The 19,208-nt window shown below is 69.3% G+C and carries 15 protein-coding genes and 1 pseudogene; 9 read left to right on the top strand and 7 right to left on the bottom strand.

The genetic code is table 11. The features are described 5' to 3' along the window. The first annotated feature begins 56 nt into the window (after nt 1–56). The 5 genes from NUG21_RS13095 to NUG21_RS13075 all read left to right on the top strand — a co-directional run bounded on the left by NUG21_RS13095 (nt 57) and on the right by NUG21_RS13075 (nt 7,352). On the top strand, nt 57–2,015 hold the full coding sequence (locus NUG21_RS13095) for an OPT family oligopeptide transporter (RefSeq protein ID WP_242081221.1): 1,959 nt from the start codon (nt 57–59) through the stop codon (nt 2,013–2,015). Nucleotides 2,016–2,445: 430 nt separating this feature from the next. Then, a complete protein-coding gene (locus NUG21_RS13090; RefSeq protein WP_263391097.1) occupies nt 2,446–4,515 on the top strand; it encodes a S9 family peptidase in 2,070 nt (689 codons plus the stop codon). Nucleotides 4,516–4,831: 316 nt separating this feature from the next. Then, entirely contained in the window at nt 4,832–6,076 is a 1,245-nt protein-coding gene (locus tag NUG21_RS13085; RefSeq protein WP_160948227.1) for a DUF819 family protein, read from the top strand. Nucleotides 6,077–6,187: 111 nt separating this feature from the next. Then, nucleotides 6,188–6,685, top strand: a complete 498-nt coding sequence (locus tag NUG21_RS13080; protein ID WP_263391096.1) for an RNA polymerase sigma factor — start codon at nt 6,188–6,190, stop codon at nt 6,683–6,685. 10 nt (nt 6,686–6,695) lie between these two features. After that, nucleotides 6,696–7,352, top strand: coding sequence for a hypothetical protein (locus tag NUG21_RS13075; RefSeq protein ID WP_263391095.1), 657 nt, complete (start codon nt 6,696–6,698; stop codon nt 7,350–7,352). 298 nt (nt 7,353–7,650) lie between these two features. Here the strand turns inward: NUG21_RS13075 and NUG21_RS13070 are convergent, their stop codons facing one another. Together NUG21_RS13070 and NUG21_RS13065 are read right to left on the bottom strand one after the other, a co-directional pair. Further along, entirely contained in the window at nt 7,651–8,844 is a 1,194-nt protein-coding gene (locus tag NUG21_RS13070; protein WP_263391094.1) for a Tle-like phospholipase domain-containing protein, read from the bottom strand. Nucleotides 8,845–8,878: 34 nt separating this feature from the next. Beyond that, nucleotides 8,879–9,646: an ankyrin repeat domain-containing protein gene (locus NUG21_RS13065; RefSeq protein WP_242081216.1), complete on the bottom strand. Its 768-nt coding sequence runs from the start codon at nt 9,644–9,646 to the stop codon at nt 8,879–8,881. Nucleotides 9,647–10,017: 371 nt separating this feature from the next. On the opposite strand from NUG21_RS13065, the gene NUG21_RS13060 reads away from it, so the two are divergent. Beyond that, on the top strand, nt 10,018–10,704 hold the full coding sequence (locus NUG21_RS13060; RefSeq protein WP_263391093.1) for an HAD-IA family hydrolase: 687 nt from the start codon (nt 10,018–10,020) through the stop codon (nt 10,702–10,704). 319 nt (nt 10,705–11,023) lie between these two features. Here NUG21_RS13060 and NUG21_RS13055 read toward each other — a convergent pair whose 3' ends face one another. Both NUG21_RS13055 and NUG21_RS13050 read right to left on the bottom strand, forming a co-directional pair. Continuing rightward, nucleotides 11,024–11,248, bottom strand: coding sequence for a YbdD/YjiX family protein (locus NUG21_RS13055; protein WP_019797654.1), 225 nt, complete (start codon nt 11,246–11,248; stop codon nt 11,024–11,026). After that, on the bottom strand, nt 11,248–13,329 hold the full coding sequence (locus tag NUG21_RS13050; RefSeq protein ID WP_263391092.1) for a carbon starvation CstA family protein: 2,082 nt from the start codon (nt 13,327–13,329) through the stop codon (nt 11,248–11,250). Before NUG21_RS13050 ends, NUG21_RS13055 begins: the two co-directional genes overlap by 1 nt. Before the next feature lie 762 nt (nt 13,330–14,091). On the opposite strand from NUG21_RS13050, the pseudogene NUG21_RS13045 reads away from it, so the two are divergent. After that, nucleotides 14,092–14,951 (top strand): annotated as a pseudogene (locus NUG21_RS13045) (pirin family protein). A gap of 130 nt (nt 14,952–15,081) precedes the next feature. Here the strand turns inward: NUG21_RS13045 and NUG21_RS13040 are convergent. Together NUG21_RS13040 and NUG21_RS13035 are read right to left on the bottom strand one after the other, a co-directional pair. Then, entirely contained in the window at nt 15,082–15,549 is a 468-nt protein-coding gene (locus NUG21_RS13040) for a hypothetical protein (protein WP_263391091.1), read from the bottom strand. 355 nt (nt 15,550–15,904) lie between these two features. After that, nucleotides 15,905–16,774, bottom strand: coding sequence for a pirin family protein (locus NUG21_RS13035; protein ID WP_019798001.1), 870 nt, complete (start codon nt 16,772–16,774; stop codon nt 15,905–15,907). A 413-nt stretch (nt 16,775–17,187) separates the two neighbouring features. Between NUG21_RS13035 and NUG21_RS13030 the strand changes: the two genes are divergently transcribed. Continuing rightward, the gene (locus tag NUG21_RS13030; RefSeq protein WP_263391090.1) at nt 17,188–17,469 is read left to right on the top strand and encodes a hypothetical protein; all 282 of its coding nucleotides are present in this window, start codon (nt 17,188–17,190) and stop codon (nt 17,467–17,469) included. Nucleotides 17,470–17,499: 30 nt separating this feature from the next. On the opposite strand, the gene nfi is transcribed toward NUG21_RS13030, so the two are convergent. Next, on the bottom strand, nt 17,500–18,216 hold the full coding sequence (nfi, locus tag NUG21_RS13025) for a deoxyribonuclease V (protein ID WP_263391089.1): 717 nt from the start codon (nt 18,214–18,216) through the stop codon (nt 17,500–17,502). 237 nt (nt 18,217–18,453) lie between these two features. Between nfi and gpmA the strand changes: the two genes are divergently transcribed. Continuing rightward, nucleotides 18,454–19,203: a 2,3-diphosphoglycerate-dependent phosphoglycerate mutase gene (gene gpmA / locus NUG21_RS13020; protein ID WP_019798779.1), complete on the top strand. Its 750-nt coding sequence runs from the start codon at nt 18,454–18,456 to the stop codon at nt 19,201–19,203. The last annotated feature ends 5 nt before the right edge of the window (nt 19,204–19,208 follow it).

The raw sequence follows: 19,208 nt of genomic DNA, 5'->3' as shown, positions 1-19,208 counted from the left end.
CTTGCCCCGCCCCAGACGCTAGCGTGCAAAGCGTTTTTGTCGTTTCAGGGGTAACCATGAACAACGCTGCCGCGCCGCGCCAGCTCACGTTCCGTGCCGTGGTGCTGGCGATCGTGCTGGCCGTGGTGCTGTCCGCCGCCAATGCCTACCTCGGTCTGTTCGCCGGCCTGACCATCGCCACCGCGATTCCGGCGGCGGTGGTGTCGATGGGGGTGCTGCGCCTGCTCGGCGGCGGCACCATCCTCGAGAACAACATCGTGCAGACCGGCGCCTCGGCCGGTTCCTCGATCGCGGCCGGGGTGATCTTCACCATCCCGGCGCTGGTGATCATGGGCTACTGGCCAGACTTCAAGTACTGGTGGGTGCTGGGCATCGCCGGCATGGGCGGCCTGCTCGGCGTGCTGTTCTCGGTGCCGCTGCGGCGCTCGATGATCGTCGAGGATCCGCTGCCGTTCCCGGAGGGCAAGGCCGCCGCAGAAGTGCTCAAGGCCGGCGAGAATCCCGGGCCGGGGCTGAAGATCCTCGGCCTGTCGGCGGCGATCGGCGGGCTGGTCAAACTCGGCGCCGCCAGCGGCCTGAAGGTGATCCCGGATACCTGGGCGCAGGCCGCCTACATCGGCAGCAGCAAGATGGTCGGCTACGTCGGCACCAACCTGTCGCCGGCACTGCTGGGCGTGGGCTACATCGTCGGGCTCAACGTCGGCATCGTGGTGCTGTCCGGCTCGATCCTGTCCTGGCATCTGGCCATTCCGCTGTACCAGCAGTTCTTCATGGGCTCCGATCCGGCGCTGGCGCAGGGCCTGGCCAATGCGCCGGCGGCCGAGGCCGCGTTCGGCATCTGGTCGGCCAAGGTGCGCTACCTAGGCGTGGGCGCGATGCTGATCGGCGGCGTGTGGACCCTGTTCTCGCTGCGCAAGTCGCTGCTGTCGGGTGTCAAGAGCGGCTTCGCCGCCGCGCGCAAGAGCACCGGCGGTGGCGTGGTGGCCGATACCGACCGCGACTTGCCGATGAAGTGGATGCTGATGGCGCTGCTGCTGTGCACGCTGCCGCTGCTGGGCCTGTACCAGGCCATCGTCGGCCAGTGGCACGTCAGCGTGCCGATGACCATCATCATGATCGTCGCCGGCTTCCTGTTCGTGTCGGTGTCCGGCTATCTGGCCGGCCTGATCGGCTCGTCGAACAATCCGGTCTCCGGCATCACCATCTCCACCATCCTGTTCGCCTCGGCGGTGCTGGTGCTGCTGCTCGGGCGCGATTCGCCGATCGGTGCGGTCGCCGCGATCATGATCGGCGCGGTGGTCTGCTGCGCCGCCGCGGTCGGCGGCGACAACCTGCAGGATCTGAAGGCCGGCTACCTGGTCGGCGCCACCCCGTGGAAGCAGCAGCTGATGCTGGCGATCGGCGCGTTCTCGTGTGCGCTGATCATGGCGCCGGTGCTGAACCTGCTCGCCCAGGCCTACGGCATCGGTGCGGCCACGCCGCAGCATCCCAATGCGCTGGCGGCGCCGCAGGCCACGCTGATGGCGTCGGTGGCCAAGGGCCTGTTCGGCGGCGAACTGCCGTGGACCATGATCGGCATCGGCGCCGGCGTCGGCGCGGCGATCATCGCCCTGGACGAGTGGCTGAAGAAGACCGGCAAGCGTTTCCGCGTGCCGGTGCTGGCCGCGGCGATCGGCATCTACCTGCCGCTGGAGCTGATGGTGCCGATCTTCCTCGGCGGCCTGCTGACCCATCTGGTCGAGCGCTTCCACAAGATCCGCGCCGACGACGAAGAGGGCCGCGACCGCGTGCACCGTCCGGGTACCCTGTTCGCCGCGGGCCTGATCACCGGCGAGGCGCTGATGGGCATCGCCATCGCGGTGCCGATCGTGGCCTCGGGCCGCGCCGACGTGCTGGCGCTGCCGGAGGCGTTCCACCTCAACCAGTGGTATGGCCTGGCCCTGCTGGCCTTCGTCGGCTGGCTGCTGTACCGCACCGGCCGCAAGGGCGAAGCCGCGGCCCCGCCGCGCGCGTAACCGGCGCAACCGCCTCCCGCAACGCAACATCCGAAGCCCGGCCCCGCGCCGGGCTTCGCATTTGCGGCCGAGTCCATCCGTGTGCCGATCCCATCAGATCTCACCAGCTGCCTGGTGCCGCGTGCATCGCTTGGACGCATGACCGAATCGCGCTCAGATGCGGGGGCTTGCCTACGCGCCTCCGCCCGAGGCCAGCTCCGGTCAATCCCGATCCACCGCACTTCCAGTCGCGCGTACCTAGGATCGCGGTCCGCCCGCCGTCCGTCACCGGCCGGTGCGGGTCCTCGTAGTTCCAGCCGAGCCAGCGCCTCGCGCTTACCAATCCCCAATCCGGATTCCCCAATCCCAGCCCCTCCATGACTTCAGTCCTTTGCGCCACGCCCACCACGGCCCCTACCATCGACGTTTTGCCGTGTTCCGGAGACACCCGATGACCCTGCGCTACGCCTTGCTGCCCCTGGCCCTGCTGACCGCGCTGCCCGCGCTGGCCGCCACCCGCGGTTTCGATGTCCGCGACATGGTCGCGCTGGACCGGGTGTCCTCGCCGCTGCTGACGCCCGACGGCGGCACGGTGATCTTCGCCAAGCGGCAGATGGACAAGGCGCTGGAGAAGTCCAGCACCAGCCTGTGGCTGCGCGACCTGCGCACCCGCGATGCGGCGCCGCCCAAGCGGCTGACCCCGGACGGCTGGAACGTCAACTCGCCGGAGCTGTCGGCCGACGGCAAGACCGTGTACTTCCTCAGCGCCAAGTCCGGCCGCCAGCAGCTGTACGCGCTGCCGCTGGCCGGCGGCGCGCCGCGCCAGCTCACCGATTTCGCGCTGGACGTGGACAGCTACCACGTCGCCCCGCAGGGCGACCGCGTGGCCTTCAGCGCCGGCGTGTTCCAGGACTGCGGCTCGGACCTGGCCTGCACGCAGAAGCGCCTGGACGCCAAGAAGCAGTCCAAGACCAGCGGCGTGGTGTTCGACCAGTTGTTCGTGCGCCACTGGGATACCTGGAACGATGGCCGCCGCAACAGCCTGTTCGTCGCGCCGCTGCCGACCGGCGCCAAGGCCAAGCCGGTCGCCGGTGCCTCGGCGATCAGCGTGACCCTGGCCGGCGACATCCCCTCCAAGCCGTTCGGCGGCGGCGAGGACTACACCTGGGCGCCGGATGGGCAGTCGCTGGTCGCCAGCGTGCGCGTGGCCGGCCGCGAAGAGCCGTGGTCGACCAACTTCGACCTGTACCGGCTGGACGCCGCCGGCAAGGCCGCGCCGGTGAACCTGACCGCGGCCAACCCGGCCTGGGACGCCGGCCCGGTGTTCTCCGCCGACGGCAAGACCCTGTACTACCGCGCAATGAAGCGCCCCGGCTTCGAGGCCGACCGCTTCGGCCTGATGGCGATGGACGTGGCCAGCGGCAAGAGCCGCGAGATCGCCCCGCAGTGGGACCGCTCCGCCGGCGACATCGTGCTGTCGGCCGACGGCAAGACCGTCTATACCACCGCCGACGACATGGGCCAGCACCCGCTGTTCGCGGTCGATGTGGCCGACGGCAAGGTGCGCACCGTGGCCGCCGACGGCAGCGTCGGCGCGCCGGTGCTGGCCGGCAACACCCTGGCCTTCACCCGCAACAGCCTCAAGAGCGGCGACCAGATCATGGTCGCCGATGCCGACGGCCAGCACCCGCGCGCCATCACCCCCAGCGCCGGCGAGATGCTGCCGGACGTGAAGTTCGGCGACTACGAGCAGTTCTCGTTCAAGGGCTGGAACAACGACACCGTGCACGGCTACGTGGTCAAGCCGTACAACTACCAGGAAGGCAAGACCTACCCGGTGGCGTTCCTGATCCACGGCGGCCCGCAGGGCAGCTTCGGCAACGGCTGGAGCTACCGCTGGAACCCGCAGACCTACGCGGGGCAGGGCTACGCGGTGGTGATGATCGATTTCCACGGTTCCACCGGCTACGGCCAGGCCTTCACCGATGCGATCAGCCAGCACTGGGGCGACCGCCCGCTGGAAGACTTGCAGAAGGGTTGGGCCGCGGCGCAGAAGCAGTACGGCTTCCTCAACGGCGACAAGGCCTGTGCGCTGGGCGCCAGCTACGGCGGCTACATGGTGTACTGGATGGCTGGCAACTGGAACCAGCCGTGGAAGTGCCTGGTCGACCACGACGGCGTGTTCGACAACCGCATGATGGGCTACGCCACCGAGGAACTGTGGTTCAGCGAGTGGGAGAACGGCGGCACGCCGTGGCAGAACCCGGCCGGCTACGAGAAGTTCAACCCGATCCTGCACGTGGACAAGTGGAAGGTGCCGATGCTGGTGATCCATGGCCAGCAGGATTTCCGCATCCCGATGGAGCAGGGCCTGGCTGCGTTCGGCGCGCTGCAGCGCAAGGGTATCGAGTCCAAGTTCCTGTACTTCCCGGACGAGAACCACTGGGTGCTGAAGCCGCAGAACAGCCTCATGTGGCACGACACGGTCAACGGCTGGCTGAAGCAGCATATCGGGCAGTGAGGGGACCTGGGGCTCGGGTTTCCGGGCCCCATCCTCAGGGCCCAGGTCTCGGGATTGGAGATTGGGGATTCGGGATTTCCCGCGATCCCGGTAATCCGAGCGCCCTTGTGGGAGGGGCTTCAGCCCCGACGCCTTGCCGATGAAGCGTCGGGGCTGAAGCCCCTCCCACAAAAACAGGGTGCTTGCAGCGCGTCCACCTTGCGAACTCGCGCGCATTTGCTGCTTTTTTCGATCCTTGTTTCACCGCCAGCCGCCAGCCGCCAGCCGCCAATCCCCAACCCCGAATCCCAAATCCCGAATCCCAGCCCACAGCCTGATGCCCTCGACGCCCCTGATCACCAACGACATCGTCATCTTCGGCCTGATCGCCGCCACGCTAGGCGCGGTGTTCTGGACTGCGGCGCGGCCGTCGGGATTCTGGAAGCGCTTCTACGGCATCGTGCCGGCGCTGCTGCTGTGCTACCTGATTCCGGGCATCTACAACACCGTCGGGTTGATCGACGGCCAGCACAATTCGCTCTACAACCCGGTCGCGCGCGACGTGCTGCTGCCGGCGGCGCTGGTGCTGCTCACCCTCACCGTCGACCTCAAAGGCATCCTGCGGCTGGGGCCCAAGCTGGTGGCGATGTACCTGGGCGCGTCCTTCAGCATCATGCTCGGCGCGGTGGCGGCGTTCCAGATCATGAAGTGGCTGCACCCGGTCACCGTCGCCGGCGACACCTGGGCCGGCATGGCGGCGTTGGCCGGTAGCTGGATCGGCGGTGGCGCCAACATGCTGGCGATGCGCGAAGTGTTCCAGGTCGATGCCACCACCTTCGGCCAATTCGCGGTGGTCGACGTTGGCGTCGGCTACGTGTGGATGGCGCTGCTGATCTTTCTGGCGCAGCGTGCGCCGGCCATCGACGCGCGCACGGGCGCCGATACCCGCGGCATCGACGAGCTCAAGCGGCGCATCGCCCAGTTCCAGGCCCAGCACGAACGCGTGGCCAGCCTCACCGACCTGATGCTGATCGTCGGCGTCGCCTTCGGCGCGGTCGGCCTGGCGCATGCGATCGCCACGCCGGCGGCGGCGTGGTTCGACGCCAACGTCAGCTGGGCCAAGCAGTTCAGCCTCGGCTCGCCGTTCGTGTGGGTGGTGGTGCTGGCGACCACCTTCGGCCTGCTGCTCAGCTTCACCCGCGCACGCACCCTCGAGGGCGCCGGCGCCTCGCGCATCGGCACGCTGCTGCTGTACTTCCTGATCGCCTGCATCGGCATGCAGATGGACCTGCTGGCGCTGTTCGATCGCCCCTGGATCTTCGCGCTCGGCCTGATCTGGCTGGTCGTGCACGTCCTGCTGCTGCTGGCGCTGGGCAAGCTGCTGCGGGTGCCGTTCTTCTATTTCGCGATCGGCTCGCAGAGCAACGTCGGCGGCCCGGCCTCGGCCCCGGTGGTGGCCGCCGCGTTCCATCCGGCGCTGGCGCCGGTCGGCGTGCTGCTGGGCACGATGGGCTACGCCACCGGCACCTATCTGGCCTATGTGGTGGGCATCGTGCTGCGCGCGATGGCCGGCGCCGGCTGAGCCGCGGCTGCGTGACGGTCGGCCGCCGCGTGCTGCGGCGGCAACTGCGGCCGGTGTGAGGTTTTACCCGCTGGTGCGTATCACCTCAACGACCTCTCCAACGGGACCGCCATGTCGCCCCGCGCCGCCTCCGACTTCACCGACCTGCTGCGCACGCACCGCGGCATCGTCTACAAGATCGCCGCCAGCTATGGCCTGGGCTACCACGACCGCGAGGATCTGGCCCAGGAGATCGCGGCCGCGCTGTGGCGCGCCTGGCCGTCCTACGATCCGGCGCGGCCGTTTTCCACCTGGATGTACCGCGTCGCGCTGAACGTGGCGATCTCGCACCAGCGGCGCAGCCGCCACCGCGACCGCGAGGTGGCGGCCGAGGACGTGCCGGACGCGATGGGTGCCCAGGACGTCGATATCGAGGCGCGTCAGCGCGTGGCGCTGCTGCAGCAGGCGATCCACCTGCTGTCGCCCGTCAATCGCGCGCTGTTGTTGCTGCAGTTGGACGGCTGCAGCCAACGCGAATGCGCCGAGGTGCTGGGCACGAGCGAGGGCAACGTGGCGACCCGCCTGGGCCGCATCAAGGATCAATTGCGCCGCACCACCGGCGGTCACTGAGGAGACGGCAATGGAACTCGATGAACTCAAGGCGGCCTGGATCGACTACGGCCGGCAGATGGAACGGCAGGCGGCGCAGCGCGATGCGCTGCAGCGCGCACGCGGGCTGCACGGCATCGGCCGGCGCGTGCGCCTGCTGGCAGGCGCGCAACTGCTGCAGTTGGCGATCGGCCTGCTGTTCAGCCTGTGGGGCGGGGCGGCCTGGACCGAGCACTGGGGGACTTGGCATCTGGTCGCCTACGGCCTTGCCTTGCATGGCTACGGCCTGGCGTTGCTGGCGACCGCAGCGGTGCAGTTGCGGCGCATCGGCGCGATCGACTACGCCGGTCCGATCGCCGACAGCCAGCAGGCGATCGTGCGCGCGCGCCGCGCGCGGCTGCGCAGCGATCGCGTGCTGTTCGCGTGCGGCGGCGTGATGTGGGTGCCGGCGCTGGGCCTGCTGCTGTACGCCGCGGGCGTGGATCTGTGGGCGCTGCGGCCGGCGGTGGTGCTGGCGAACCTGCTGGCCGGGCTGGCGGTCTCGGTCGTCCTGGTCGCGGCATCGCTGCGCTGGCCGGCATGGTTCGAGCGCTCGGCGCAGCATCGGCGCCTGGCCGAGATCGAGCGCGATCTGTGCGACCTGCACGAAGCGCGTTCTGACGGTGGACGCCCCGGCCCAGCCGCGTGAGATCCGTCGCGGGCCTGCGCTCGGGCAACGCTGACATGGGCGATTGCATCGACTGCGCGGTCAGGCGAGGGCGGCGATGCTCTCGATGCGGCCAGATGCCGGCCGTCGTGCTCAGGAGCACGACGTGTCGCAACGTGGCGCATCGAGTGGAACGTCTCGCGGCGTCTATCCTGCGGCGCGAAGGCCTGCCGCGGTTCGCCGCTGCCGAAACGTCTGCGGCGTCATCGCGATACCGCGCGTCGTAGTGGATGTCGGCAGGCGTCTCCCAGGACGCCTGCCGCGCTGCGACACCTGGCGGCTACTGCATCGCCACGCTGCGCTGCCGTTCTTCCTGCTGCTGCGGCGGCGCCTGCAGCGTATTCTGCTGCTGCAGCTGGCCGACGTTGGCCTGCGACGGCTCGTGGGCGGCGGTGGCGGTCTGCACCTGGCTGCGCAGGTGCGCCGGGTTCTCCGGTTGCCCCTGCACCGCGAACAGGCGATCGCCATCGCGGCTGGGCAGGACCTGGTCGATGCGCTGCAGGCCGTCCTGGCCGGCGCGCGCGGCGACGCTGGCGGCGGTGTTGAGGAAGGCCGCATCGTCGTGCAGGCCGAGCCGGTCGCGCTGCCCGTCCAGTTGCACCACCGCGTCGTTGAACAGGCGGCTGCCGGTGGACAGCGTGCCGGATCGCGCCTGGCCCTGCTGCTGCGCCAGGTCCTCGGCCTTCATCACCGAGTCGATGCCGTGCAGGTCCAGGCGATGCTTGAGCATCATGCCGGGAATCAGGCGCTGGCCGAACGAGAGCGGATCCGGTTCCGGCAGCTGGATCTGGCGGCCGGCGGCGTCGGGCATCAGGCCGCGGGTGAGCAGGTTGTCCTCCTGCAGGTAGGTCAGCAGCTCGTTCTTGACGTGATAACCGCGGATCAGGCCGTCGGCGGCATAGGCCTTGGCGGCGTCGGCGTCCAGGCCTTCGCGCTCCAGGGTCTTGTTGTTGACGCCGGCGGCATTGAAGGTCACCGCGGGCACGTCGTTGACCATCGACGAGGCCGCGGCCAGGCCGCCGCCCAGCGAGTGTCCGGAGATCAGCAGGTTGTCGCCGAAGGCCTGCTTGGCCTGGCTGCCGAGCTGGATCGCCGAGGCGTACTGCGCGTCGGAAAAGCCCAGGCCCTGGCCGAGGTTGTGCTTCCAGTCCTTCAGTTCGTCGGTGCCGCAGAACCCCAGCACCACGTTGCCCTGCGGGTTGCGGTAGAACGCGGCATCGAAGCCGCTCTTGGCGTCGTGCTGCAGGCGCGGGTCGATCCCAGCTCGCTGCAGCGCTGCGTCGTCCATGCGCGACCAGCCATCGGGCAGCGCGGCGAAGGTCTCGGCGCCGCCGGCGCGGCGCTCGGCCGCGGTGTGGTAGAGGTCCTGCAGCAGCGGCGGTAGTTGCCGGTCCACCGCCTGCGGCTGCTGGCCGCGGACGGACTCGGAGAACGCGGTGGACGGATCGGACGGGGAAAGATCGCTCTGGTTCATGCGCGGCTCCGTGCGAGTGTGGCGACCGACCGCATCAGCGGGTCGCTTCCAGGGGGATGGCGTGGGCGCTCAGCCAGTCGCGCACGGCGTTGCGGGTCTGTTGCGCGCTTGCGTTGAGCAGGCGCTCGGGCGTGTTGAAGAAGTACGCCTGGAACGTCTTGCCCTGGGCGTTGCGCAGGCTCGGGTCGACCCCGGCCTGCAGCAGCTTGGGCACCCAGGGATTGCCGGCGCTGCTCTGCGCGGCCAGGTGCAGCAGCGAGTTGCCGGTGGCGTCGACCCGCTTCGGATCGGCGCCAGCCTTGAGCAGCATCTCGATCTGCGCATCACGCTTGCTCTGCACGGCGCGGAACAGCGGCGTCCAGTTCGCGCGCGCACTCACCGGGTCGACCGGGGCGCCGTGCTGCAGCAGGATCTGCAGGTACTGCGGATCCTTGGCCATGGCCGCCATGTGCACCACGGTTTCCTGATCCATGCCCGGCAGCGACGGGTCGGCACCGGCGTCGAGCAGCGCCGCCAGCGCGCGCGGCTGTTCGTTCCAGATGGCCCATTCGAGCAGGGTGACGTGCTGGTCGCCGTGCGCGGACAGGTCCGTGCTGGGCGCCAGGGCGGCGATGCGGGCGACGTCGCCGCGCGCGATGGCGGCGGCGATGTCGGCGAGTGCGGGGTCGCGGAACGCGACCGAATGATCCTGCAGCGAGGCTGACATGGCGGAATGCTCCTTGGCGCCGGACTGTGCGGCGCAACTGACCGAGAAGAACAGCGAGGTCGCGAGTGCGATCAGGGCGGGGACGGGCGTACGCATGCAAGGCTCCTTTCCTGGTCGCGGTCCTGGATGACGGCGCGTGTCCTGGCGCCGTTGCCGATGCTAGCAGCCGATCGCCGGGGTTTCGCGGCGGTTTTGTGACGCGGTCTGCGGATCTTGGCCGGCGTCGTCTCGGGTGGTCGGTGGTTTAACCGGAAACCAACGGTTGCCGGACAGGATGCCGTTGCGACGTGGTCGCGGCGGCGAACGGGCTGGGGGGCGCACAGGGCGTGCGGGGCAGTGCTGCATGCGTGTGCGTTGCATGCGCCCCTGCATCCAAGGATCGGTCGCGCTGCTGCGGCTGCAAGCGCCGCACAGGCGAGGGACATGTGGCCAGCGGCATAATGGGCGTTTCCCCACAGGAGTGCGCGATGACGGCGACCCCCTTCGACCTGTTGATCAGCGATTGCGACGGCGTGCTCGTCGACAGCGAAGTGCTGGCCGACCGGGTCATGCTCGACGCACTGGGCGCCTATGTGCCGCGGGTCGAACTGGAACAGTTTCTGGCAGGCAGCTTCGGCCTCACCGCGCAGGAGATCGTGCAGCGCGTGCAGCGGCAGTACGCGCTGGACCTGCCGCCTGGCTTGTACCAGGAGATCCGCACACGCTCCGAAGCGCTGATCGCCGCGGAAGTGCAGCCGATCGACTGCGTGCGCGAGGCCTTGCTGGCGTTGCCGCTGCCGCTGGCGGTCGCCTCCAACAGTATGCGCGAGAGCGTGGTCGCCTCGGTGGCGCGCGCGGGCCTGCGCGAGCGCGTCGGCGAGCGCATCTTCAGTGCCGACATGGTGGCGCGGCCCAAGCCCGCGCCGGATGTGTACCTGCTGGCGGCACGCACGCTGGAGGTGGCGCCGGAACGCTGCCTGGTGATCGAGGACAGCGCCACCGGCGCCAGCGCCGCGCTGGCCGCGGGCATGACCGTGATCGGCTTTACCGGTGCCGCGCACATTCCCGCCGGGCACGCCGCGACCCTGCGCCAGCTCGGCGTGGCCGCGGTGATGGAACACATGCGCGAGTTGCCGCAGACCTATGCGGCGTTGGTGCGCGCCGCGGCGGCCTGAAGAGCCGGGATTGGGGAATCGGGATTGGGAAATGGGAGGTTTCCGCGAGTGCCCGGCATCGCGGAAAATCGTGCTGTCGTAGGAGCGGCTTCAGCCGCGACGCGCTATCGGTAAGGCCTCGCGGCTGAAGCCGCTCCTACAACAGCGCCGCTGGCACTGCTCCCCGTACGTTAACCCGGCGCTCAACAACGAAACGGCGATGCCTGTCGCAGGCATCGCCGCGTTCAGAACGAGAGCCGCCGTGTGATCCGGTCCAATGGTCAGGCGCCTTCAGGCGCCCGCCACCAATCCCCAATCCCGACGCCCCGATCCCAGCCTTTCAACAACACCGAAACCCGCTCTTGCCGCCATACCGCGCCTCCTGGCGCTCGCGGAAGAAGGTCTTGTAGTCCATCGGTTGCCGGTCCGGATGCTTTTCCAGCATGTGCCGCACGTAGTTGTCGTAGTCGGGAATGCCGCAGCACAGGCGCGCGGTCTGCACCAGGCGCCGCCACAGCCGGCGGTGCGCCTGGTACTGCCCGATCGGAACCAGTGCGCCGCCCATTACAGGTCCGCCATCTGGTGCGGCTGCAAGGCCACGTACGGGGTCTCGCGGTCGCTGCGCTGGGGAGTGCGGCGGGCGACGAGGATGGTCTTGATCGCGTAGACCAGCACCGCGAACACCACGCACAGGAACAGCACGGTCAGGCCGGTGTTGACGTAGGCGTTGGTGACGATCTGCTGCATCTGCGCCACCGACTTGGCCGGTGCGGTGACGGTGCCGCTGGCGATGGCGTCCTGGAACTTGTGCGCCTGCGCCAGGAAGCCCTGCGACGGGTTGGCGTCGAAGATCTTGATCAGGCCGGCATAGGTGGTGCAGATCAGCAGCCACACCGCCGGCACCGCGGTCACCCACGCGTAGCGGTCGCGCTTCATCTTGAACAGCACCACCGTGCCCAGCATCAGCGCGATGCCGGCCAGCATCTGGTTGGAGATGCCGAACAGCGGCCACAGCGTCTGGATGCCGCCGAACGGATCGACCACGCCGGTGTACAGCAGGTAGCCCCACAGCGCCACGCAGCCGGCGGTGCCGATGATGTTGGCGGTCCACGACTCGGTCTTCTTCAGCGCCGGCACGAAGTTGCCGAGCAGGTCCTGCAGCATGAAGCGGCCGGCGCGGGTGCCGGCGTCCACCGCGGTGAGGATGAACAGCGCCTCGAACAGGATCGCGAAGTGGTACCAGAAGGCCATCATCGCGTCGCTGCTGTTGGGAATGGCCTGGTGCAGGATCTGCGCGATGCCCACCGCCAGCGTCGGCGCGCCGCCGGCGCGATGCAGGATGGTGGGTTCGCCGATCGCCGCGGCGGTGGCGGTCAGTTGCTCCGGGGTGATGGCGAAGCCCCACGTGGTGCTGATGTGGTGCGCGGCGGAGGCGACGTCGGCGCCGATCACCGCGGCCGGGCTGTTCATCGCGAAGTACACGCCCGGGTCGATGATCGAGGCCGCCACCAGCGCCATCACCGCCACGAACGATTCCATCAGCATGCCGCCGTAGCCGATGTAGCGCATGTGCGACTCGTTGGCGAGCAGCTTGGGCGTGGTGCCCGAGGAGATCAGCGCATGGAAGCCGGACACCGCGCCGCAGGCGATGGTGATGAACAGGAACGGGAACAGGCCGCCCTTCCACACCGGGCCGTCGCCGCTGGCGGCGAACTGGGTCAGCGCCGGCATCTTCAGCTCCGGCATCACCACCAGGATGCCGATCGCCAGGGCGATGATCGTGCCGATCTTGAGGAAGGTGGACAGGTAGTCGCGCGGCGCCAGCAGCAGCCACACCGGCAGCACCGAGGCAACGAAGCCGTAGCCGATCAGCATCCAGGTGATCTGGGTGCCGGTGAAGGTGAAGGCCGGGCCCCAGGTCGGATCGGCGGCGACCTTGCCGCCGAACCAGATCGCCGCCAGCAGCAGGATCAGTCCCACCACCGAGATCTCGCCGATCTTGCCTGGGCGGATGTAGCGCATGTACACGCCCATCAGGATCGCGATGGGCATGGTCGCGATCACCGTGAACATGCCCCAGGGACTTTCCGCCAGCGCCTTGACCACTACCATCGCCAGCACCGCCAGGATGATGATCATGATCAGGAACGCGCCGAACAGGGCGATGGTGCCGGGCACCTGGCCCATTTCCTCGCGCACCAGGTCGCCCAGCGAACGGCCGTTGCGGCGGCTGGACAGGAACAGCACCATGAAGTCCTGCACCGCGCCGGCGACCACCACGCCGACCACCAGCCACAGCAGGCCGGGCAGGTAGCCCATCTGCGCGGCCAGCACCGGCCCGACCAGCGGCCCGGCGCCGGCGATGGCGGCGAAGTGGTGGCCGAACAGCACGTGCTTGTTGGTCGGCACGTAGTCCAGGCCGTCGTTGTTGAGCACCGCCGGGGTGGCGCGGGTGGGGTCGAGCTGCATCACCTTGTTGGCGATGAACAGGCTGTAGAAGCGGTAGGCGATCAGGTAGATCGACACCGCGGCCACCACGATCCACAGCGCGTTGATGTGTTCGCCGCGGCGCAGGGCGATGGTGCCCAGGCAGAACGCGGCCAGGAGGGCGAGTGCGGCCCAGGCCAGCTTGGAAAACCCTTTCATGTAGAACTCCCCCACGAGATGCGTGCAAGGGTCGCCCCGATGGCCTGGGGGGTCAATGGTGGGGGCGGCCACGGGGCTAGTACTTTGGTCGTAGACAGCCCTGGCGATGCCCTTTGCGGCGCGGATGGTCGGCGCGGCGCTTGAGTCCCTATCCACCCGGGAGAGGGGGTGGGGTGAGGGTGCGGGGCGAAGCCCTCGCGAAACCAGCCTGTGTCACCACACGCTGCACGAGGCTGCGCCCGTACCCTCATCCGCCCCTGCGGGGCACTTTCTCCCGGGGGGAGAAGGGGATTCATGGCCTCGAACAGGAGGAGGTGTCAGGGCGCTCAAGCCTCTCTCCCCTCGGGAGAGGGGTTGGGGTGAGGGTACGGAGCGAAGCGCTCGCAAGACCAGCCTGTGGTGGCAGACACCTCACGAGGCTGCGCCCGTACCCTCATCCGCCCCTTCGGGGCACCTTCTCCCGGGGGGAGAAGAGGATTCATGGCCTCGAACAGGAGAAGGAGGCGTCAGGGTGCTCAAGCCCCTCTCCCCTCGGGAGAGGGGTTGGGGTGAGGGTACGGGGGCGAAGCCCCTCGCAAACCCGGGTTGCGCTGCCGGACGCCGCACGAGGCTGCGCCCGCACCCTCATCCGCCCCTGCGGGGCACCTTCTCCCGGGGGGAGAAGGGGACCGCCGCAGGCGATGGAACGATGGGTTGCGCCGGGCACGGTTGGCCGCGCTGGCGGTGGCACCCATGGTGGGGATCTCATCAGGAGATCGTCCCATGACTGCTTCCACCGCCGTCGTCCCCGCGCGCATCCTGCGCGCCATCCGCGGCCACGCCACCGCCGACGGCGATGGGGTCAAGCTGACCCGCGTCATCGGTGGCGGGGCGCTGCCCGAGCTGGATCCGTTCCTGTTGCTCGACGAGTTCGGCACCGACCGTGCCGAGGACTACATCGGCGGTTTCCCCAGCCATCCGCATCGCGGCTTCGAGACTGTCACCTACATGCTCGACGGGCGCATGCGGCACAAGGACAACCACGGCAACGAGGGCCTGCTGACCCCGGCAGCGTGCAGTGGATGACCGCCGGCCGCGGCCTGGTGCATTCGGAGATGCCGGAGCAGGAGCAAGGGCGCATGCGCGGCTTCCAGCTGTGGGTGAACCTGCCGGCGCGCGACAAGATGACCGCGCCGCGCTACCAGGAGTTCTCGCCCGAGCGCATCCCGGTGGCGCAGCCGGCGCCGGGGGTGACGGTCAAGGTGATCGCCGGCCAGGTCGGCGAGGTGCACGGCCCGATCGTGCAGCCCGCCACCGATCCGCTGTACCTGGACATCGCGCTGGACGCGGGTACGCGCTGGGCGTTCGAGCTGCCGTCCGGGCACAACGCCTTCGCCTACATGTTCGAGGGCGAGGCGGCGCTGGGCGAGGGCGAGGCGGCGCGCATGTTGCCGGCGCAGACGCTGGCGGTGCTCGGCGGCGGCGACCTGCTGCCGTTGCAGGCCGGCGCGCAGGGCGCACGGCTGATCCTGGTCGCCGGCCGGCCGCTGCGCGAGCCGGTGGCGCGGCACGGGCCGTTCGTGGTGAACACGCGCCAGGAACTGATGCAGGCCTTCGTGGATTTCCAGGAAGGGCGCTTCTGAGGGGTGATTCGCACTGTCGCTGGTGCGAGGGTTTGTTTGCTCGTAGGAGCGGCTTCAGCCGCGACACGCGTTCCCGTGAACCGCTGTCGCGGCTGAAGCCGCTCCTACGTCATGTCTCGGACCTGTGGCCTTAGCGCTCCAGCGCCAGGCTCGACTGGCGCATGTCCAGGCCCTGCACCAGCGATTGCAGGGTCTGCAGTTCCTGGGTGTCGGCGGCGTCGATCCACACCTGCGCGAATTGACCCTTCTTCAGTTCCGCCACCGCGATCCGGCGCGAGGCCAGGCCCGGCAGGTCGGCGCCGCCGAGGTCCGGCCGGTACCAATACACCTGCTCGCCGTCGATGGCCCCCTTTTCCTCGCGCAGCGTGCGCTGCAGCGGAATCTTCGGGTCGCGCGCAGTGAGCATCATGCCCAGCACCTGACGGCCGCTGGTATCGCTGGCGCGGCAGACGATGAAGCCCTTGTCGCTGCGCTCGCTCCATTGCAGCTTGCTCTGCGGCGGCAGCGGGGGGCAGTTCTGGGCCTGCTGCGCGGTGGCGGCAGCGGCGGGCAACGCCGCCGCAGCGGTGAGCAGCGCCTTGCGCAAGAATGTCTTCATTCGCGATGTTCCCCATACGCCGCGATGCGACGCGTTCGATCCATACGCACGCCTGTGGCGTCGTCTGCGGGAGCGCCCATCCTGTGCGGGATCCCGGCAGTGCATCCCCGACGCAGTGCGTGTCCCGTGTGCGGCCACGCGTGCGCTGCCGCGTCTGCACCATAGCCCAGCGCAGCCGCGCTGACAATTGGGATGCGGATTCCGGGAATATCCGCACGCGCGGTATGGCGTGGCGGCACCCGCCTCGCTGCGCCGACAGGCAGGTCTTTATGGAATGCGGCGCCGGCGGACGAGGGACGGGAGAGGGAGCGATGGCGACCGCACGGGCCGCTCCGCTGTGGCGGCGATTGGGGTCTCAGCGGCCCGGTTCGGGCAGCGGGATGAATTCCTGGTCGTCGCCCGGGATCGTCCCGAAGCGGCCCTCGCGCCAGTCCTGCTTGGCCTGCTCGATGCGCTCCACCGAACTGGACACGAAGTTCCACCACAGGTGGCGCGGCCCATCCAGCGGTTCGCCGCCCATCAGCATCGCCTTGAGCGGGGTCTTGGCGCGCAGCCGACCGCGCGCGCCCGGCTCGGGCAGGACCAGATGCCGCGCCGGGATGTCCACGCCATCCAGTTGCGCCTCGCCTTCCAGGATGTACAGCGAGCGCTCGGCGTGGCGGGCGTCCAGGTCGAGTTCCGCGTCCGCGTCGAGATCCAGGGCCACGTTGAGGGTGTCGGCGAACACCGTCACCGGCGATTCCTCGCCGTAGGCGCGGCCGGCGATCACCCGCAGCCAGGCGCCGTCGCGGCGTTGCTGCGGCAGGCTGGCGGCGGCGTGGTGGTAGAACGCCGGCGCGGTCTCTTCCGCCGATTTCGGCAGCGCCACCCAGGTCTGCATGCCGTGCAGCGGGTGCGCATGCGCGCGTAGCGCGGTCGGCGTGCGTTCGGAGTGGGAGATGCCGCGCCCGGCGGTCATCCAGTTGACGTCGCCGGCGCGGATCACCTGGTCCGAGCCGAGCGAATCGCGGTGGCCGATCTCGCCGGACCACAGGAAGGTGACCGTGGCCAGGCCGATGTGCGGATGCGGGCGCACGTCCACGCCGTGCCCCGGCTCGAACACCGCCGGTCCCATGTGATCGATGAAGACGAAGGGGCCGACGCTGCGCGCCTGCACGCTGGGAACGGCGCGGCGCACTTCGAAGCCGCCGATATCGTGGACGCGGGGGGCGATCAGGGTGGGCATGCGGGCGCTCGCAGTCGCAAAAACGGAAGCGAAGCTTCGCATGCGCGACGGCCGCAGTGCGGCGCCATGGCAAGACGGACTGTCCCGCATGCGCTCATGCGCGGCAGGCCGATCCGCGATGCATTCGCGCTATGTCGCGCGGTTATGCCGGTGTCCCGGAATCGCATAGTGCGACTTGCGCGCGCGTCTTGTCTGCAACGCGGCGAATGGCCTGTGAATAATCGGCGCGCGTCGTGGCCGGTCATACGCGCGCACGGCCCGTGGCGCTGCATCGATCCCTCTTCCCCCGACGGAGTACACACATGAAGAATGTCGCATCGCACATCCGCTGTCGCCGCCCCGTCTGGGCGCGCCTTGGCCTGGCCCTCATCGCCTGCGCGGGGTTTTCCGCCCAGGCGCAAGGCGTGCCGGACATGAACGTGCCCACCGAGATCATCAACGATCTGTGGGACGCGAAGGCCTTGCTGGTCACCGGCGGACAGGGCGCCGGCTGTTATGCGGTGTCCAACGGCCATCGCATCGCCGGCCCGACCCTGCGCACCAATGTCCGCTACACGGCGATCGGCATGTCGACCGCCAATTGCGCCGCCGCCAGCGGCATCGCCGGCGTCAACCTCCAGTTCCTCGCGCGTCCGCGTCCGGCGGGCATGTACATCCAGATCGTCGACACTGGCATCAACATCAGCAACCGCTGAGCGACGCGGCTGCCGGCCGCAGCGCCCGGTTCAGAACAGCGATCGGGTGTCCGCGGCCGGCGCCGGCATCTCGCCGCGGCGCGAGGCCAGCCGGTCGGCCAGCCGGGTCGGTTCCGGCAGGCGGTAGCCGCGCAGGTAGCGCTGGGTCCAGTGCAGCGCGCTGTCCACCGCCACGCGGTGCCCGGGCGAGACGATCAGCGGATTGCAGCGCAATTTGCTGCGCAGCGCCCAGCCGACCACTTCGCCGCGGTGCACGATGGGGCTGTGGTCGCCGGCCTGCGCGCCGGGTTCCTCGAAGCGGCCAGCCAGCAGGGTCTTGGCCACGCCGATGCTGGGCAGCCCGGTGACCACGCCGAAGTGCGCGGCGATGCCGAGCCGGCGCGGATGCGCGATGCCCTGGCCATCGACGAACACCAGGTCCGGGCGCTGCCGCAGCAGGCCCAGCGCGGCCAGCAGCGCCGGCAGTTCGCGGAAGCTGAGCAGGCCGGGCACGTAGGCCATCGAGGTGGGCACGCGGGCGATCTCGGCCTGGTGCAACTGCAGGGTCTGCGCATCGAGCAGCACCGCGGCGGCGCGGGTGACCTGGCCGTCGTCCTCGAAGCCGACGTCGAAGCCGGCCAGCCAGCGCGGCGGGTCGGGAACCTCGTCCTGCAGGCTGACCTGGCGCGCCAGCGTCGCCTGCAGCGCGCGCGCCTGCACGATGCTGCCGTCCCAGTCGCCGAACACGGGGTGCGTTGACGTCTCCATGCGCCGATGATCGCGCTGCGGTCGTGGCTGGGGTGTGGAGGGGCGGGATTGGGGATTCGGGATTCGGGATTGGGGATTCGTTGAGGCGCTTCCCGCGCGGCTCTGGCGATCAGGCGGCGCTTGGCCGCTTCACTTGCTGGAGAACCAAGCCCTTGCGAATCCCAAATCCCGAATCCCCGCCACCAGCTACAATCCAGGGCTGCACCACCCATGCATCCCCCAACGGAGACCGTCGCAGTGACCCGCAAACTCGTACTGTTGCGCCATGGCCAGAGCCAGTGGAACCTGGATAACCGCTTCACCGGCTGGGTCGACGTGGACCTGACCGAGCAGGGCCGCCAGGAAGCCGTGGCCGCCGGCCGGCTGATGCGCGAGGAGGGCCTGCAGTTCGACGTCGCCCATACCTCCGTGCTCAAGCGCGCCATTCACACCCTGCAGGGCGCGCTGAAGGAACTGGACCAGGATTGGCTGCCGGTGCACAAGAGCTGGCGCCTCAACGAGCGTCACTACGGCGGCCTGCAGGGCCTGGACAAGGCCGAGACCGCGGCCAAGCACGGCGAGGACCAGGTCAAGATCTGGCGCCGCTCCTACGACATCCCGCCGCCGCCGATGGACGCCGAGGATCCGGGCCATCCGCTGCACGACCGTCGCTACGCCACCCTGGACCGCAATGCGCTGCCGGCCACCGAGTCGCTGGCGACCACGCTCGAGCGCGTGCTGCCGTACTGGCACGACGCCATCGCGCCGCAGCTCAAGGCCGGGCAGACCGTGCTGGTCACCGCCCACGGCAACTCGCTGCGTGCGCTGTACAAGTACTTGAACGACGTGTCGCGCGAGGAGATCCTCGAGCTCAACATCCCCACCGGCATCCCGCTGCTGTTCGAACTGGACGACACCCTGCAGGTGCAGTCCTACCGCTACCTGGGCGATCCGGAAGCGGCGAAGAAGGCGGCCGAGGCGGTGGCCAACCAGGGCAAGGCGAAGTAAGCGCC

The organism is Xanthomonas sp. CFBP 8445, assembly GCF_025666235.1.
In the GTDB taxonomy this organism is placed as follows: domain Bacteria; phylum Pseudomonadota; class Gammaproteobacteria; order Xanthomonadales; family Xanthomonadaceae; genus Xanthomonas_A; species Xanthomonas_A indica.
The sequence above is the reverse complement of the archived record's forward strand: the minus strand, read 5'-3'. Positions and strand labels throughout refer to the sequence as shown.